Source organism: Sorangium sp. So ce887, from assembly GCF_051521455.1.
Classification (GTDB): Bacteria; Myxococcota_A; Polyangia; order Polyangiales; family Polyangiaceae; genus Sorangium.
In genome coordinates, this window is sequence record NZ_CP150354.1 from 6,303,255 (window position 1) to 6,320,218 (window position 16,964).

Annotated in this window: 11 protein-coding genes; 7 read left to right on the top strand and 4 right to left on the bottom strand. The window is 71.8% G+C overall.

Features of this window, described 5'->3' with window-relative positions; all coding sequences use genetic code 11:
* Positions 1-13: 13 nt before the first annotated feature.
* The 4 genes from WMF36_RS23225 to WMF36_RS23240 all read left to right on the top strand — a co-directional run bounded on the left by WMF36_RS23225 (position 14) and on the right by WMF36_RS23240 (position 6,870).
* The gene (locus tag WMF36_RS23225) at positions 14-343 is read left to right on the top strand and encodes a DUF433 domain-containing protein (protein WP_437581819.1); all 330 of its coding nucleotides are present in this window, start codon (positions 14-16) and stop codon (positions 341-343) included.
* A gap of 277 nt (positions 344-620) precedes the next feature.
* Positions 621-1,919: a hypothetical protein gene (locus WMF36_RS23230; RefSeq protein ID WP_437581820.1), complete on the top strand. Its 1,299-nt coding sequence runs from the start codon at positions 621-623 to the stop codon at positions 1,917-1,919.
* 362 nt (positions 1,920-2,281) lie between these two features.
* Entirely contained in the window at positions 2,282-6,055 is a 3,774-nt protein-coding gene (locus tag WMF36_RS23235; RefSeq protein ID WP_437581821.1) for a serine/threonine-protein kinase, read from the top strand.
* Positions 6,052-6,870, top strand: a complete 819-nt coding sequence (locus tag WMF36_RS23240) for a lysophospholipid acyltransferase family protein (protein WP_437581822.1) — start codon at positions 6,052-6,054, stop codon at positions 6,868-6,870. The genes WMF36_RS23235 and WMF36_RS23240 overlap by 4 nt, the downstream gene beginning before the upstream one ends.
* A gap of 81 nt (positions 6,871-6,951) precedes the next feature.
* Here WMF36_RS23240 and WMF36_RS23245 read toward each other — a convergent pair whose 3' ends face one another.
* Positions 6,952-8,859 (bottom strand): MYXO-CTERM sorting domain-containing protein, encoded by a 1,908-nt coding sequence (locus WMF36_RS23245; RefSeq protein ID WP_437581823.1) that lies wholly within the window; start codon positions 8,857-8,859, stop codon positions 6,952-6,954.
* Positions 8,860-9,017: 158 nt separating this feature from the next.
* On the bottom strand, positions 9,018-9,866 hold the full coding sequence (locus tag WMF36_RS23250) for an SDR family NAD(P)-dependent oxidoreductase (RefSeq protein WP_437581824.1): 849 nt from the start codon (positions 9,864-9,866) through the stop codon (positions 9,018-9,020).
* Between the two features lie 348 nt (positions 9,867-10,214).
* Here WMF36_RS23250 and WMF36_RS23255 point away from each other — a divergent pair, with 348 nt between their 5' ends.
* Positions 10,215-10,823 carry an acyl-CoA-like ligand-binding transcription factor gene (locus WMF36_RS23255; protein WP_437581825.1) on the top strand — a complete coding sequence of 203 codons (609 nt, stop codon included), beginning with the start codon at positions 10,215-10,217 and terminating at the stop codon, positions 10,821-10,823.
* Between the two features lie 18 nt (positions 10,824-10,841).
* On the opposite strand, the gene WMF36_RS23260 is transcribed toward WMF36_RS23255, so the two are convergent.
* Positions 10,842-12,575, bottom strand: a complete 1,734-nt coding sequence (locus WMF36_RS23260; protein WP_437581826.1) for a hypothetical protein — start codon at positions 12,573-12,575, stop codon at positions 10,842-10,844.
* 209 nt (positions 12,576-12,784) lie between these two features.
* Positions 12,785-13,000 (bottom strand): hypothetical protein, encoded by a 216-nt coding sequence (locus WMF36_RS23265; protein ID WP_437581827.1) that lies wholly within the window; start codon positions 12,998-13,000, stop codon positions 12,785-12,787.
* A gap of 54 nt (positions 13,001-13,054) precedes the next feature.
* Here WMF36_RS23265 and WMF36_RS23270 point away from each other — a divergent pair, with 54 nt between their 5' ends.
* Both WMF36_RS23270 and WMF36_RS23275 read left to right on the top strand, forming a co-directional pair.
* Positions 13,055-16,480, top strand: a complete 3,426-nt coding sequence (locus WMF36_RS23270; RefSeq protein WP_437581828.1) for a CheR family methyltransferase — start codon at positions 13,055-13,057, stop codon at positions 16,478-16,480.
* 66 nt (positions 16,481-16,546) lie between these two features.
* Positions 16,547-16,921 carry a response regulator transcription factor gene (locus WMF36_RS23275; RefSeq protein WP_437494611.1) on the top strand — a complete coding sequence of 125 codons (375 nt, stop codon included), beginning with the start codon at positions 16,547-16,549 and terminating at the stop codon, positions 16,919-16,921.
* Positions 16,922-16,964: the final 43 nt, after the last annotated feature.

A 16,964-nucleotide genomic window follows, 5' to 3' on the forward strand; every position in this document is an offset into this window, starting at 1 on the left:
GATGGCCGCGCCGGTGCTCCCGCGAATCCGCGTTCCTCACCCTCACGTTCGGTGCGACATCCAGGTGCTCGCCGGCAGCCCGCACGTCGCCGGATCGCGCGTCCCGGTCCGGCGGCTCTGGGCGTGGCATCGCGGCGGCGCGTCGGTCGAGACGCTGCTCAAGCGGTACCCGAACCTCGGGCCCGCGCGCGTGCTCGACGCGCTCGCGTTCGCCTACGACAACCAGGAGCTCGTCGAGGCCGACATCGCGCGCGAGCAGGCGCTCTTCGAGAAGAAGGGCGGGCCCACGGTCGGCGCGCGCCCGCTCGCGCAGCTCCCCCTCCCCTTCGACGACGACGAGTAGCGGCGCGCCGGGGGGAGCGCCGCGGCGGTCGACGTCACCCGGCGTTCACCGGTGTCAATGGAGTTCGCCGCTCGGCGCTCTCCGCTTGTTTCTTTACAGCCATCGTGACTTGGGGCAATAGGGCGCTCTATCGCTGGGGCCCGGAGTGCGGGGGCTGCTCGGCATTGCGAGCGACGGCCGCGCAGGATCGCGGCTGTCCCGGCTTTCAAGGTCGCGGTCGTTGGTGTAGGGTCCGCGCCCCAAGGGGTACCCATCGAGGTGCCGGAGGGTTTCAGAGATGAGCGTCAATCGATGGAAGTTGTTTGCGATGCCCGTGGCCCTGCTCGGGCTGGCTTCGCCTCTCCTCGTGAACTGTGGTGGCAAGGGGATCCCCGGCGCGGACAGCCTGCCCGGGCCCGCCGGTGACCTGGCGTCCGCCGCGAGCGGCTGCGAGGAGCTGAAGAACGGCGGCATTGCCGACCTCAAGTTCGAGGGCGGCGCCGATGTCCAGGGCAAGATCAAGGGCTTCCTCGAGGCCGCGGCCTCGCTCGACAAGCTCACGGTGGACATGGAGGCGGACCTCATCGCCTCGTGCGGCAAGCTCGGCAAGGATCTCGGCATGAGCGACGCCGACCTCAAGGCCGACGCGGGCGGCGGCAAGGGCGCCGAGAAGGTCTGCAACGCGGTCTCGGCCAAGGTGAACGCCGCCGTCAAGGCGAACGCCGAGGCGAAGCTCGCGGTCCAGATCGAGCCGCCGAAGTGCTACGCCGACGTCACCGCCATGCAGAAGTGCCTCGGCGACTGCGGCTCGCCGGTGCAGCCCGGCAAGCTCGAGGCGAGCTGTGAGGGCGGCGAGATCAGCGGCAAGTGCGACGCCGAGTGCAAGGGCAAGTGCAGCGTCGAGGCCGGCGCGGCGTGCTCCGGCACCTGCAACGCGAGCTGCTCGGGCAAGTGCGACGTCGGCTTCAAGGGCACCTGCGGCGGCAAGTGCGACGGCAAGTGCGACGGCAAGGACTCGAAGGGCGCGGCCTGCGCGGGCACCTGCGACGGCAAGTGCGACGCCAAGGCCGAGGGCACCTGCTCCGGCACCTGTGAGGGTTCCTGCTCGGGCTCCTGCGAGATCAAGGCGGCGGCCAAGTGCTCGGGCTCGTGCTCGGGCGGCTGCAGCGCCGAGATCAAGGAGCCGAAGTGCTCGGGCGATTTCAAGCCCCCGAGCATCGACCCGAGCTGCCAGATGCAGTGCACGGCGAAGACCGCCGGCACGGCGTCGTGTGATCCGCCGAACGTCCGCATCGTTGCGAACGGCAAGGTGAACGCCGACGCGCAGAAGCTCATCGCGGCGCTCCGGACGTCGCTCCCGGCGATCGCCAAGGTCCAGCTCGGGACCGGCAAGAAGCTGGCGGCGGCGGTGTCCGGCGTCGGCAAGGCCGGCGTCGAGGTCAAGGACGCGGCGCTCCAGGCCGGCGGCAAGGCGGTCGCCTGCGTCGCCGCCGCGGTCGACGCGTCGGCCAGCGCGACGGCCTCGATCGACGTCAACATCAAGGCGAGCGCGAGCGTCAGCGGCTCGGCCAGCGGCTCGGCCAGCGGCGGGACCTGATCCCCGGAACGGTTTGAGTCCGGACGCGGCGGCGGTCCCCCTCCTGGAGGGGGTCGCCGCCGTCGTCATTTCCGGCCCCGATCCTGGGGGTCGAATCGCAGTTCTGGATGCGGGCTCACCTTCCCTGCCGCCGCGCGAGCGCGCGGGGCGCGAAGATCCCGGCCATCACCGGAATTGCTGCCCCAATGTGACACGCACGTTTCTTGTCCAGACACGCGCGATGCAGCAAGCGGTCGAGGCGCGACGCGCCCCGAGGCGCCAAATGGCCGTGAAGAGGGCCATTGCGCGGCGTCACGGCGCCGCGTCCGGAGTATCATGAGCCTTCTGCGAGCGATGACGGAGTACTCGGAAGGGCAGGAGCGATGGTCGGCGGTCCCTTGATCGAGCGCGGCGCCAGGATTGGCGAGTACACGATCGACGAGCCGCTCGGCGAGGGCGGATTCGGCGCCGTGTTCCGCGGCCACGACGAGTCCGGGAACGACGCCGCCATCAAGATCTTCAAGGAAGTGAGCGCCCAGAACGTCGGGCAGCTCTTCGCCCAGCAGAACGAGATCGAGGCGCTGCTCCGGCTGCGCCATCCGTCGCTCGTGAAGCTCTCGTCGTACGGCGTCCTCGACGGCATCGGCCTCTACCTCGCGATGGAGCTCGTGCGGGGCGAGACGCTCGACCGGTACCTCGCGCGGATGGGCCCGCTCGACACGATCGAGGCCCTGCGCATCGCGCGCCGCGTGGCCGAGGCGCTCGCCCACTGCCACGCGCTCAACGTGCTGCACCTCGACCTCAAGCCGAGCAACATCGTCCTCACCGATCCGTACGAGCCCCGGCTCAAGATCCTCGACTTCGGCCTGGCCACGCTCACGGTGAGCTTTCAGCCCGAGCACGTCCGCGTCAACGCGGGCACCATCGCCTACCTCGCGCCCGAGTGCCTGAAGCGGGGCGCGCTCGGTCGCCCGAGCCCCCGCATGGACCTCTACGCGGTCGGCGTCATGCTCTACGAGCTGCTCGCCGGCCGCCTCCCGTTCGCGGACGGCACCGTCGACAGCGTCATCAACCAGAAGGTCTACGGCACCCTCGTGCCGCTCGCCCACGTCGCCCCGGAGACGCCGGCGCCCGTCGTCGCGCTGGTCGAGGAGCTCATGCACCGCGATCCCGCGCGGCGCTTCTCGAGCGCGGCCCGGCTCTGCGCGCGGCTCAAGGAGCTCTACTACGTCACGCTCCACGGCACCTCGCAGCCCCCGGCCGCCGAGGCGGCCGAGCGCGAGCGCGACGCCGCCGCGCCCGACGCCCTCGACGACGCGCCGTTCATCGGCCGCGAGCTGGAGCTCGGCCGGCTCACGGAGCTCCTCCAGAGCGCGGTGCTCGGCGAGCCGCGGCCGGCCGTGGTGGTCGGCGACACGGGCGTCGGCAAGAGCCGCCTCGTCACCGAGCTGCTCCGGAGCGTCGAGCAGACGGGCACGGCCATCGTCGCGTACGGCAGGTGCCGCGAGCTCTCCGGGCTCGTCCCCTACTCCGCGATCCGCGAGGCGCTGACGCAGATCGCGCTCTGGCTGGAGCGGCACACCGACAGCCGCGCGGCGCGCATCCGCCGCCTGGTCAGCCTCGTGGTCGCCGACGACGCCGCCCTGCTCCAGGGGCTCGTCCCCGAGCTCATCCGCGCGGTCGGGCTCGCCGACGAGGGCGGCGCCATCGGCCCGGGCGGCACGCGCTGGATCGCCGATCTCCTCCTGCGGCTGCTCGGCGCGATCTCCGAGGAGATCCCCGTCGTCCTCGCGATCGAGGACGTCCACTGGGCCGACGAGGCGACGCAGGACGTCCTCCTGCGGATCTCGGACCACCTCGCCGAGATGCCGGTCCTGCTGCTCGGCACGGCCCGGCCGCCGTTCCCGGGCGCGCGCAGCGTGGCCGGCTCGACGCTGCCCCCGCCGGCCTCGGCCGGGGTGCGCGGCTCGCCCGGCTCGTCGCCGATGACCCCGCGCACGGCGGGGTGGCTCGCGTGGAAGAACGTCGAGCGCCTCGACCTCGGCCCGCTCCCGCCCGAGGCGAACCGGGCGCTGCTCTCCGCGCTCGGCCGCGGCGCGGGCGACGACCTCGTGCAGGAGCTCGTCCGCCGCGTCCCGCTGCTCGCCGCCGGCAACCCGCTCTTCAACATCCAGGTCGTCCGCAACATGGAGACCGAGGGCTTCCTGCAGCGCGGCCGGAGCGGCGCGCTCGAGCTCTCCCGCGCCGACGCGCACTACCGCGCCCCCGCCTCGGTCTCGGACGTCCTCTCCCGCAGCATCGAGGCGCTCGACCCCACCACGGTCCAGGTCCTCGGCGTCGCCGCGCTCATCGGCCGCCAGTTCCTGCGCGACGACCTTGTCGAGCTCGGCCTCTTCGACCCGGCGCAGGTCGCCAGCGCCCTGCGCGACGCCGCCGCCCACTACGTCTGCATGAGCGAGGACGGGCGCCTCACGTCGTTCTCGCACGACGTGGCGCGCGAGCAGCTCTCCGCCCGCGTGCCGCCCGAGGAGCGCGGCGAGGTCCACCGGCGCATCGCGCGGCGCATCGAGCTGCGCGGCGGCGATCCGGGGACGCTCGCGCACCACGTCGAGCGCGCCGGCGAGCTCGATCGCGCGGCGGAGACGTACCTGCTCGCTGCGGTCGAGGCCGACCGCCTCCAGGACCCGCACGGCGCGAGCCGGCGGCTCAAGCAGGCGCTCGCCCTGCTCGAGCGGCTGCCGCTCGACCCCGCGCGGATCGATCTCCGGGCCCGCTGCGCCCACGAGCTCGCGCGCGTCGCGTGCCTGCTCGGCAGCACGGCGGAGCCGCTCGATCTGCTCCGCCGCACGCAGGGCGCGCTGCCGGAGACGCCGCTCGTCACCGCGGCGCTCTCCAGCGCGCTGTCGCGCGTGCACTACGTGCGCGGCGAGTTCGCCGACGCCGTGGCGCATAGCCGCAAGGCGCTCCAGGCCGTCGGCGCGAGCCCCGAGCTCCGCCCGTACCAGTGCCTGCCCGCGAACATCCTCGGGCGCGCGCTGTGCGCGGCCGGCAAGGTGGGCCCGGCGACCGAGCCGCTCCGCCGCGGCTGCGAGCTCGCGGAGGCGGCGGGCGAGTACATCGAGCTGTGCCACTCGCGCGGCATCCTCTGCGTCGCGCTGAGCCAGGCGGGCTACTACGCCGAGGCCGAGCAGAGCGCCGCCGACGCCGCGCGCCTCGCCGAGCGCCTGCGCGACCCGGTGCGGCTGCTCGGCACGTGGTTCTACTACGCGGTGCTCGCCGAGGGCCGGTTCGACTGGGATCTCGGCGTCCGGTCGACCGCGCAGCTCCTCTCGTACGCCGAGGAGCACGGCCTGAGCGGGCTCTACCTGTACGTCGGCACGATGTACGCGGGCCGGCATCAGTTCCACGTGGGCCACCTCGCGCGGGCGCGCGTGCTGCTCGCCAACGCGTGCAACCTCAGCGGCGTGCTGGGCATCGGCATGGGGCGCGGCTGGGCCGAGGGGTACCTCGGCGACGTGCTCTTCGTGCAGGGCCAGCTCCCGGAGGCGCTCGCCGCCTACGAGCGGGCGGTCGAGATCGGCTCGGCGGGGACGGGCGACGCGTACGCCGTGGGGCTCGGCCGGGTCGGCCGGATGCACGCGCTCGCGCTCCTGGGCCGCGACGTCGGCGAGCTCAGGGCGTACGGCCGGGAGACGCTCGAGCTCATCCGCGCCTCGGGCAACCGGACGCAGCTCGTCACGGCGCTCGAGCGCTTCGCCGAGGCGTTCGACGCGCTGGGCGACGAGCAGGAGGCGCGCGACGTCCGCGCCGAGCGCGAGGTGCTCGTCGAGGAGCTCGGCCTCACGGAGCCGACGTTCTGGCCGCGGCCCCCGGTCGAGGCGGCGTTCCAGGGCACCCCGCGGGCGTACTGGGCCGAGCTGCCGCGCGAGATCCGGTCGGCCGGCCCGAGCAGCATGGGCACGACGCAGATCGTCGGCGCGACGGTGGCGGAGCTCGCGGCGGCGGCGACGATCGCGATCCCGGAGGAGGACATCGGCGTGCCGACGTACGTGGCGATCCCGCGCCTGCGCCACGTGACGCTGCTCGAGACGCTCGCCTCGGTGGAGGGCTTCGTCCCGCGCTTCGACGGGCCGGAGGCTCCCCCGGTCGCCAAGTGACGGCGGCGGGGGGCGAGGGCGCTGCCGTGGCGCCGGCCGGTCCTGTGGAGGTCGTGCGCACGGCGCTCGCCCACGCGTGGGCGATGCTGTTCCTCGTCGTCCTGCTCCCGGTCGGCCTGCTCTGCTTCCCCTTCGATCCGCGGCAGCGGATGCACGACCGCCTCTCGGTGATCTGGGCGCGCGGGGCGCTCTGGCTCGTCGGCGTGCGCGTCGAGGCCGAGGGGGCCCTGCACGCGCGGCCGGGCGAGCGCTACGTGATCGCGGCGAACCACCAGAGCACGCTCGACATCCTCGCGCTGCTCGTGGTGCTGCAGGGGCGCACGCCGTTCCGCTTCCTGGCGAAGCGCGCGCTGTTCCGGGTGCCGGTGCTCGGCTGGGGCATGCGCCTGTACGGCCACACGCCGGTCGACCGGCGCGCCCGCGGCGCCGTCGCGGATCTCGGCGCGGCGCAGCGCAACCTGATGCAGCGGTGGTCGACGGTGTTCTTCCCGGAGGGCACGCGGAGCGCGACGGGCGGCCTCCTGCCTTTCCGGCTGGGCGCCTTCCGGGTCGCCGCAGCCGCGGGCGCGCGCGTCTTGCCGGTGACGCTCGTCGACGCGGGCGCGCTCCAGCCGAAGAGCCGTTACGCCGCCGCGCCCGGCGTCCTGCGGGTCGTTGTGCACCCGCCGCTCGATCCGCCCGGGCCCTCGCTCGAGGAGCTCCGCGCCTCGATGGAGGCGTGCAGGGCCGCCGTGGCCTCGGCGCTGCCGGCGGCGCTCCGGGTGGTGGCCGGATTTGAACATGAAGGCGGGAAGGCGGGAAGAAAAGATCAATGATCTTCATGACTTCCCGCCTTCGTGGGATTCACTCCGGGGCCAATCAGGCCACCCCCGCGGCTGAGACACCGCGGAGCCGCGTCAGCGCGGAGCCCGCCGCGCGCGCCGGCGGCGGGTCGCGGCGGCCAGCGCAAGGAGCGCGGCGCCTGCGATCGACGCGCTGGCACGCCCGCTCTGCCCGGGCGTCGCGCAGCCGCAGCCGCCATCCGAGCCCGCGTCCCCGGAGTCGCCCGGGGGCGCCGCGCCCGCGCCCCCCTCGCCCGCGCTGCCCCCCTCGCCGCCCGTGCCCGAGGACACGCCCTCGCCGCCGCCCTCGCCGCCCGTGCCTGAAGACACGCCCTCGCCGCCGCCCCCGCCGCCCGCGCCGGGCTCTCCCTCGAAGCCGACGGTCGCGAAGTTGCCGTAGCTCTCGCTCAGCGGCGGCTCGCCCTGGCAGGTGACGAACTCGTACCCCCATGTCGGGTGGAGCGAGAACGCGCTCCCCTGCGGCGGGCCCACCACGTCGAGCTCGAGGACGACCGTGCGCTGCTCGCCCGGCGCGAGGTCCCCCGCGTCGACGCCCGCCATCAGATCGCCCGCCGCGACCGGCGCGCCCTGCGCGTCGCCCGCGACCCCGTCGGTCGTGAAGCGCTGGAGCGCGAGCCCCCCCTGGAGCGGGACCTTGAAACGCACGTTCGTCGCCGCGGCCTGCCCCTGGTTGTCGAGCGTCACGGTCACGGTGAGCGCGTCACCGATCTCGACGAACTCCGCGCTCGTGCGAAGCGATGAGGCCCCGCCGGTGAAGCGCGGCGCGTTGACGTCGATCTGGAACGCGGCGAGCGCCGGCATGAACGAGTCGCCCGTCGTGATCGTCCGTATCACCGCCGACCGCTGCCCCGCGACGAGCTGCCCGCCCGCCGAGCTCACGGGCACCGAGGTGACGTCCCACCCCTGGCGCCCGCCGGAGATGTTGACCCCGGCGATCGCGTCCTGGTTCGCGCTGCCGAACGTGCCCCGCGTGTCGAGCTTGCCGTCCGCGTCGTTGAGCTGCGAGCAGAAGAAGTTGTCGCCGGGGTTGTTGCCGCCCGACAGGTTCACGAACACGTCGGCCACCGTCGGCGCGAGCAGGAGCTGATCGCCGGCGAGGTCCGCGTCCCCATCGATCGCGCTGATCGCGACCTTCCCCTCGATCGGCCCCGAGGGCGGCGCGCAAAAGCCGCTCACCACGTAGTCCTGCTGGGTGTCCTCGTCGACGAACGATCCGCCGACGAGCACCGACAGGTTGCGCACCGGCTGCGTGCCGTCGCGGTACGCCACGACGAGCGTCCACCCGGCGGCGTTCGGCGAGTTGTTCGTCTCGTTTTGCGTGCCCGGCACGCCGCGCACCTCGTACGCCCCGGCCCCGTGGGCCTGCACGAACGCGGTCACGTTCGCCGACCGCAGGTAGTAGTTCACGGAGAACCCGCTCATGGCCGCCTCGGCGAGCGTCACCGAGGTCGCCTCGTCCGGCGACGCGGCCATCGACGCGCCGCCCGTGCTCAGCGTCACGGGGGTGCCCAGGAACGCGGTGACATCGTCGCCGTAGTTGTAGCTGCCGCCCCAGATGAGCTCCGCGTAGAGAACGTCGAGCTCGCCCGGCAGGACCAGCTCCGCCGCCGACCCGTTCTGCCTCCAGTCCGCCGTGGTCCCCGCGGGCCACGGGTTCGCGGCGTTCGGCGGCGTGTCGTCGACGCTGCCGCCGAGCGAGAGGAACGTCCCGATCGAGTCCTCCACGCCCGGCCCGTTCGCATTGACTTGCTTGCTGAGCCCCAGCGTGTTCCCGGTGGCGACGATGCCGCCCGGCGCCGTCGTCGTGAAGCGGAGCTGGGTCGCCGAGGCGGGCTGGGCGTGCCCGAGGCCCAGGGCGGCGAGCCCGGCGAGGGCCGCCGTGCGGGGGCGCAGGTGACGCATCGTTGCCTTCGTCTCCAGCAGCCGCGCGGCCCACCGATCCCATCGCGCTCGAGTCGTCATGGCTCCTGCCGCCCTGGATCGGTCCCACCGCGCAGAGGCCACGCCCTCCGCGCTCCGGGTGTGCTGCCGGCCCCGCGTCCGTGCGCAGGATACCCGCGCGACGCCGGGCGCTCCAGGGCGTCCACGGAAGGGACGGCTATCCTTCCTGGTGCGAGAGATCAGCGGGCGGCGAACTCCCGCTCGTGGATGGAGCGCACCTTCTCCAGCACCCTCGGCCCCTGCTCCCGGAACGGGAGATCCCTCGCGCGGTCCTTTCTCAAGTAGATGCCCGAGAGCTCCCGGTGCGCGCCGAACGCCCCCTCGTACAGCCGAGAAGCGCCCTGGCTCGGCGGCGGGAAGAAAAACCGCATCAGCGGCTCCACGTAAAACGGCAGCCCCGACCGCTTCCCCTTTCTCAGGGTGTTGTTGGGCCCTGGATCCACACTCCGGATCTTGATCCCGTCCCCCTCGAGCAGCGGCGCCACCTCACGCGTCCAGAGCGAGAGCGCGAGCTTGGACGTCGCGTACGGGCCGAAGAGCTGCTTGAACGACGCCGGGCGCTCCAGGGCGTCGGGGTCGAAGCGCCTCGTCCTGTCGAACGCATTGGAGGAGGTGTTCACGACCGTCTTCAAGGCCCCCCTCCGCAGCAGCTCTCTGAGCTCCATCGCGATGATGTAGGGCACCACCGCCTGGAGCTCGAAGTGCAGCTCGCGGCCTTGCCTGGAGAAGGTCAGCTCCGGGACGCTGCCGCCGGCGTTGTTGAACAGCACATCGATCTTCTCTTCGCTCGCCTTGATCGCGCCGAGCGCGCGCCTGAGGCCCTCGAAATCGGACAGATCCGCCCTGTGGACACGGAGCCTCCGGCGCTCGAGGCTCTCCCGGATCAGCGGATCGTCCTCGGAGAACGCCGAGCGGTTCAGCGCGATGACCTGAAAGCCCTCCGACAGCAGACGGCGCGCGAGCTCGAGGCCGATACCGTGGTTTGCGCCCGTGATGAGCGCGACCTTGTCGTGTTCCTTGGTGTTCATCGTGGATCCTTTGAGGGCCGCCTCTTCGCGCGTCCTCCGGCGGGCAACGACAGCGCGCGCGCCGATCCGCCCGAGCCGACCGGCGCGCGCGCCGAAACGTCGGTGTCCGCTCCGGCGTCCGCGGCAAAGCGGTCTCCTGCGATGCGCCCGCGCGCGACGGCCGCGCCGAGGCCTCGGCCGCCGCTCGAGGCGATGGCGATGGATGGACTCCGTACCTGGGGTAGAGCGCGCTCCCTCGCCCGAGATCGCTCGAGATCGGCGCGGAGCCGCGACAGGGGGAAGAATGTGCCACTGAGTAGCATTTGTCAAGGAGAGGCCCCTGGATCCTGCGCGTGGTAGCGTCGCGGCATGGCGGAGGGCCAGGCCCCGGGGCTCCGAGAGCGCAAGAAGGAGCGGACGCGCGTCCAGATCATCGAGACCGCGATCGACCTCTTCCTGAAAAATGGCTACGAGCAGACGACGCTCGACGAGGTGCTCGGAGCGGTCGAGATCTCGCGGAGGACGTTCTTTCGCTACTTCGAGTCGAAGGAAGACCTCCTCATCGCCTGGATGGATCAGCTCATCGAGGTGGCGTGCGAGGCGGTCCGCGCGCGCCCTCCGAGCGAGCCGCCGCTCGTCGCGATACGCAACGCGATCCGGGATACGCTCGGCTGGCTCTCCGAGGGGAACCTGCCGCGGTTCGTCGCGGTCCAGCAGTTCATCGCGAAGACGCCCGCGGTCCGCGCGAGGCAGAGCGAGCGGCTCGGCCACTGCGCGGAGGCCATCAGCGAGCCGCTGGCCGCGCGGATGAACCTGGATCCGCAGCGCGATCTCGCGCCGCAGGTGCTGGCCAACTGCGCGATCGCCATCATGAAGTGCTCGATCGAGGCGTGGATCGCCCGCGGCGCGACGGAGGGGCTCCTCGAGCTCGTCGACGAGGGCTTCCGGGCGCTCGCGCGCGAGCACGAGCGCCCCTGATACGGCGAGCGCCCGGGGTCACTCGCCCCGCGAAAAGGCGCTCTCCACCTGCTGCGCGAGCTCATCGCAGCTCCGGTACGCGTTCCGGTACGGCTCGGCGGAGAGGTTCTTCAGGAACCGGAGGACCGACCGCGTCACCGCGTCGATCTCGTCGCGGGGCGCCATCGGGTGAGAGCGCCATTCGTTGAACCGCTCGACCACGTCGCGAGGCTCGACGGGCAGACACCTCGCGACCGGGCTCGGATCGGGATCCGGATAGGAGGCCAGCGTCTCGACCTCCTCCCGCGCCAGATCGAGCGCCCTGCGAGGGTCTGCCTCGCGCAGGAGGAGCGCGTAATCCCGGTACGGCGTGTGGTGCGACGGGGGCAGCTCCAGCGCCTTCTCGTAGTAGAGTCGCGCCGCATCCGGATTCCCGAGGTGGTCCCGGTACAGGTTCCCGAGCCTGCCATACGCCTCGACCGTCCCCGGATAGAACCTCTTGATATCGTAGTAGTCCCGGTGCGATGCGTACGAGTTCCTCGGGGAGAAATCGGGCTCGAGCTCCGCGAAGCGCGCGTAGTGGCGCGCGGCCTGCTCATGGGCGCCCCGCCGCTCGTGGAGCTCTCCCAGATAGAAGTGGTTGACCGCGTGAAGGCGCGGATCGTGGTAGGCGCGCGATACGCCGTCCGGATACCGCTCCTTCAGGGGGACGCGGGGCATGACCGGGACCGCTCCGGCCTGCCCGCGGGTCATGAGCGTCTCCGCCAGGTGAAGGGAGCGGAGGAGATGGCGCTCCGCCTCGTCCGACTCGTGATAATGCCACAGGAACTGGCTGCTGATGATGTAGGCCCCGAGCGGATGGATGCCGTCCTCGTTCATGAAGGGGTCCGAGTGGTCGTAGGGGACCTCGGACTGGAACGAACGCTCGATCTCGTCCCGCCAGCGATCGAGGTGGCGCAGTGACGCGAGCGCGCTCTCCAGGGACATGTTCAGGCTCCGCTCGGAGTACCACCAGTAGATCCCGTACGGCATCCGGAGAAAGGCGACCGCCTGCCGGAGCGACCCTTGCTCCTCGGCGGACAGCCCTCGCCGCTTCGTCACGTCGTACTCGACGCGATCGAGCCCGGGGTACTTCCAGCGGACCTGCTCCTCTTCTTCGCGCTGAAGCTCGGTCTGCAAGAGGTCGATCACGGTGGTGACGTCCACCCGGACCGACTCCTCTTCTTCCCCTTCGAGGGCGGCTTGCAGGACGGGGACGAACCGCGCCCAGCCGGCCCTGTTCTCGTAGGTGCACCAGGCCGCCTGGGCCCTGACCTCGGGGCGGGGAGACCGCAGCGCGCGCTCGTACAGCGCGGGAATCCGGTCGTCGAGCTCGTCGTCATGACTCGCCACCTCCGCGAGGAGCTCCAGCGGGACCGGCGTCCGCTCCACCTCGCGGGCGGCCAGGTCGATCAGCTCGTCGAGGGTGTACTGCGGGAGCCTCTCCCGGACGAGCTGCGCGACCGCATCGAGCAACTCCGAGCGGAGGACGCTCGTCTCCAGCCGGTAATACCGGAGCCGCTGCGATGCCTCGAGGACGAAGCGAACCCCCTCGGAGGCATACTCGACCGCCGGAGTCCGGTCCGCCGTTCCCGCCTCCTTCCGGGTCACGGTGAAGGCGAGGGAGTGCGTCTCTCCAAGGCTCGTCACGAGCTCCTCCAGCGCGCGGAGGAGCGCCTCCGGGAGCCGCGATGGCTCGTGGGCGCCTCGGAGGACTGTCGTGAACCGGCTCATCCGCGTCCACTCCCGGCTACCCGCCGCCCTCCGTCTTCACCCTGGTCCATGAACCATGGATTCAACCACAGAGGCCCCCGCGGACACAGCGGTTTCTCCTCTGTCCTCTGTCCCCACTTGCTCGGCGCCGCCGCGTCGCCGGATGGTGTGATGCTGCGCCTGGGCAGCTCAGCGGGTCGCGGCGACCCTCTCCGGTGCCCCGAGCGGGGTCACGCCGCCCGGCTCGGCCTCGGCAGCAAGTCGGCGGAGATCGTCGCCGTCGATCCGGGCGCCTGCGCCCCGAGCGGCGGCGAGCCGGTCGGCGAGATGCTGCCGGCCGCACCGTCGACCTTCTGCTGCCTGGCATAGCGCTCCCACGGGCACCGCGCAGCCCGCTTGTCGCTCGCGCGGCTCCCCTCGCCCTCCCTTGAATGGCTGTCCTTCACCGCAACTATCCCGGCGTGCGCCGCGTCCCGCATGTATAAATGTGAGACGTTTTCATGACCGAAGCCCGCTCCAGATCTCAGCTGGTCGTGGTCGGCTGCTCAGCCGGGGGCATCGAGGCCCTCTGCACGCTCGTCTCCACCTTGCCGACCCCGTTCCCGGCCCCGATCGTGATCGCCCAGCACCTCGACCCCAGGCGGCAGAGCCACCTCGGCGACGTCCTGCGCCGCCGTAGCGAGCTGCCCGTCCGCACCGTGGAGACGGCCGCTCCGCTCGAGGACGGCGTCATCTACGTCGTGCCCGCGGGCCGCGACGTCGAGATCACCGACCATGAGCTCCGGCTCCTGCCCGAGACCGCCGCGCGGCCCAAGCCGTCCGTCGACACGCTCTTCCGCACCGCGGCGGAGATCTTCGGCGAGAACCTCGTCGCCGTCGTCCTGACCGGGAACGGCTCCGACGGCACCGCCGGCGCCCGTCACGTCAAGAAATTCGGCGGCACCGTCGTCATCGAGAACCCCGACACAGCGAAGTTCCGCGGCATGCCCGAGTCGCTGGCCCCGACGACCGTCGATATCGTGGCCGAGCTCGACCGCATCGGGACCATCGTGGGCGAGCTCCTGTCTGGATCGTACGTCGAGCCCCGCCAGGAAGACGAAAACCAGCTTCACGGGCTGCTCGACCTCGTGCGCGAGCGGAGCGGGATCGATTTCAAGAAATACAAGCAGGCGACCATCCTGCGCAGGCTCCGGCGCAGGATGGCCGCCACGAACACCGACACCCTCGACGACTACATGCGCTATCTCGCCGAGCGCCCCGAGGAGCACCAGCGGCTGGTCAACAGCTTCCTGATCAAGGTCACCGAGTTCATGCGCGACCCGGAGCTCTTCGCGCACCTCCGGGAGGTGATCCTGCCCGCGCTCATCACGCACGCCCGGAGCGCCAGCAGATCGCTGCGGATCTGGTCGGCCGGGTGCGCCACCGGGGAGGAGGCGTACTCGCTCGCCATCCTGGTCAGCGAGCTGCTCGGCAACGAGCTCGACACCTTCCACGTCCGCATCTTCGCGACCGACGTCGACGTCGACGCGGTCGCCTTCGCCCGCCGCGGGATCTACGGGGCGAGCAGCGTCGAGGAGCTGCCGCACGAGCTCGTGGAGCGCTACTTCGTCGCGATCGACGGCCAGTACCAGGTGAAGAAGCGTATCCGCAGCCTCACCGTGTTCGGCGAGCACGACCTCGGCCAGCGCGCCCCGTTCCCGCACCTCGATCTCGTGCTGTGCCGCAACGTGCTCATCTACTTCACGAGCGAGCTCCAGCGCCGCACGCTGCACCTCTTCGCCTTCTCGCTGCGGGAAGGCGGCTATCTCGTGCTCGGCAAGGCCGAGACCACGAGCCCGCTGAGCGAGTACTTCGTCGCCAACGACCTCCACCAGAAGGTCTTCGTGCGCCGCGGAGAGCGCATCCTCGTGCCCCCCTCGAGCATCGCCGCCCCGACGCCGCCCCGGCGCGCGCCCCGCGGCGAGAGCCCCCTCCTGCCCCTGCGCGGCATCCCCAAGGAGCTCCCGAAGGAGCTCCCGCGCGCCCGCATGTCCATCGACGTCCTGCTCTCGAGCTTCCGCGTGGGGATCGTCCTCGTCGACCGCCGCTACGACATCCTGGAGATCAACTTCGCGGCGCGGCGCCTGCTCGGCATCCACGGCACGGCGCTCGGCCAGGATCTCGTGCACCTCGCGCAGTCCGTCCCCCACCGGCCGCTGCTCGACGCCATCGAGGCCGCCTTCCGGGGCGAGTCGTCGGAGCCGATCGAGGTCGCCATCGAGCCGCCGCCCGCGGGCGACCCGTCGTACCTCCAGATCACCTGCCACGGGCCTCGCCCCGAGGTCGAGCCCGGCAAGATCGACGCTGCGCTGATCGTGGTCGAGGACGTCACCGAGGCGGTGCGGCGCCGGAAGCAGGTCCAGCAGATCCTCGGCCGGGACGCGCAGCTCCAGGCCGAGCTCGCGGCCGCGAGGGCCGACCGCGAGCGGACCGACGAGCGCGTCGCCGCCGAGCGCGAGGGCCTGCGCCGCGAGAACGAGGCCCTCGGCGCCGCGCTCGCCCGGCTGGAGTCCACCCAGGAGCAGGACCATACGGCGATCCAGCGGCTGACCGAGCAGAACCGGCGGCTGCTCCGGGCCAACGAGGAGCTCACGGCGGCGCACGAGCAGCTCCGCGCCGTGAACGAGGAGCTGATGGTCTCCACCGAGGAGGCGCAGGCCGCCATGGAGGAGGTCGAGACGCTGAACGAGGAGTTCCAGGCGACCAACGAGGAGCTCGAGACGGTCAACGAGGAGCTCCAGGCGACGATCGAGGAGCTCAACACCACGAACGCCGACCTGGAGGCGCGGAGCCGCGAGATCCAGGAGCTCGCCGCGCCGGTCGAGGTGGAGCGGGCGCGCCTCTCTGCGATCCTGCGCAGCATGGGCGACGCGCTCCTCGTGGTCGACGGCGCGGGGCGGCCGGTGCTCACGAACGAGGCCTACCAGGCGATGTTCGGCGCGGGCCGCCTCACGGTGCACGACGAGAAGGGCCGGCCGGTGCTCTACCAGGACACGCCGGAGCAGCGGGCCGCGCGCGGCGAGGGTTTCCAGATGGAGTTCACCGCCCCCGGCCCCGGCGGCACGGCCCGGCACTTCGAGGCCACCGGCCAGCCCATCGGCGGGAGCGGCCCGTCCGGCAAGGACGCGGTCGAGCAGGGCGTGATCGTCATCCGCGACATCACGGAGCGGAGCATCCGCAAGCTGCAGGACCGCTTCATGGCGATGGCGAGCCACGAGCTGCGCACGCCGCTCGTGCCCCTGCGCGGCTACCTCGACATGCTGAGCACCCTCCTCCCGCCGGACGGCGACCCGCGCCTCGGCCGCTTCACGTCGCTCGCCCGCGCCCAGACCGAGCGGCTCGAGCGGCTGGTCGACGATCTCGTGAACGCGACCCGGATCCAGACCGGAAAGTTCGAGCTCAAGCTCTCGGAGGTGGAGCTCGTCCCCCTGGTCTCGCGCGCCGCGGAGGTCGCCCAGACGCTCTCGCCGACTCCGAAGATCCACGTCGATCTGCCCTCCAGCGCGGCGGCGCCGATGGTGGTGAACGGCGACCCCGCGCGCCTGGAGCAGGTCCTCTTGAACCTGCTGGGCAACGCCTTCCGGTATGCCGACGGCTCCCCCAGGATCGATGTGCGCCTGCGGCAGGCCGGCGGCGCCGCCGAGCTCGACGTGGAGGACTACGGCCCGGGGATCCCCGCGGCCGATGTGCCGCACGTGTTCTCGAGCTTCTACCAGGTGGAGCGGTCCAGGGGCTCATCGCCCGGCGGGATGGGCCTCGGGCTCTTCATTTGCAGGGAGATCGTCAAGGCGCATGGCGGCCAGATCTTCGTGCGCAGCGCGGAGGGTAAGGGAGCAACCTTCACCATCAGGCTGCCCCTGATACCGAATCGAGGCGCGCACGATTGATGCATTGATGCAATGGATGCACTGCACACGCGCGGCTCTCCTGCGTGCGGCTCCGGAGAAGAGATCATGGCGACCAGGGCGAAGATCCTCGTGATCGAGGATGATCGAGACTCGAGCGATATGCTCGCCGAGATGCTCGGGATGGCCGGCTACGAGGTGGAGTCGGCCTCCACGGCGGACCAGGCGATCGCCGCGCTGACGGAGCGGCGTTACGAGGCCGCCCTGCTCGATCTGACGGTGAAGGGGGCGACGACGGCCGAGCTGGTCGAGCGGCTCCAGGAGGTGCCGGAGAGGCCGCCCCTCGTGATCTTCTCGGCGCGGATGCCGGAGGACCTCCGGCAGGCGGCGAAAGAGCTCTCGGCGGCGGCGTTCCTCCAGAAGCCGGCCAGCATGGCCGCGCTGCTGAGCACGATGGATCGCGTGGTGCGCCCGGCTGCGTGAGCGACGCTGCGACGGGGCGCGTCTTCCCTCTTTCACAACCCCA

Coding starts and splice junctions, on each gene's coding strand:
- WMF36_RS23270 (WP_437581828.1), top strand. CDS start 13,055: ATGACCGAAGCCCGCTCCAGATCTCAGCTGGTCGTGGTCGGCTGCTCA.
- WMF36_RS23275 (WP_437494611.1), top strand. CDS start 16,547: ATGGCGACCAGGGCGAAGATCCTCGTGATCGAGGATGATCGAGACTCG.
- WMF36_RS23250 (WP_437581824.1), bottom strand. CDS start 9,866: ATGAACACCAAGGAACACGACAAGGTCGCGCTCATCACGGGCGCAAAC.
- WMF36_RS23230 (WP_437581820.1), top strand. CDS start 621: ATGAGCGTCAATCGATGGAAGTTGTTTGCGATGCCCGTGGCCCTGCTC.
- WMF36_RS23255 (WP_437581825.1), top strand. CDS start 10,215: ATGGCGGAGGGCCAGGCCCCGGGGCTCCGAGAGCGCAAGAAGGAGCGG.
- WMF36_RS23260 (WP_437581826.1), bottom strand. CDS start 12,575: ATGAGCCGGTTCACGACAGTCCTCCGAGGCGCCCACGAGCCATCGCGG.
- WMF36_RS23235 (WP_437581821.1), top strand. CDS start 2,282: ATGGTCGGCGGTCCCTTGATCGAGCGCGGCGCCAGGATTGGCGAGTAC.
- WMF36_RS23245 (WP_437581823.1), bottom strand. CDS start 8,859: ATGACGACTCGAGCGCGATGGGATCGGTGGGCCGCGCGGCTGCTGGAG.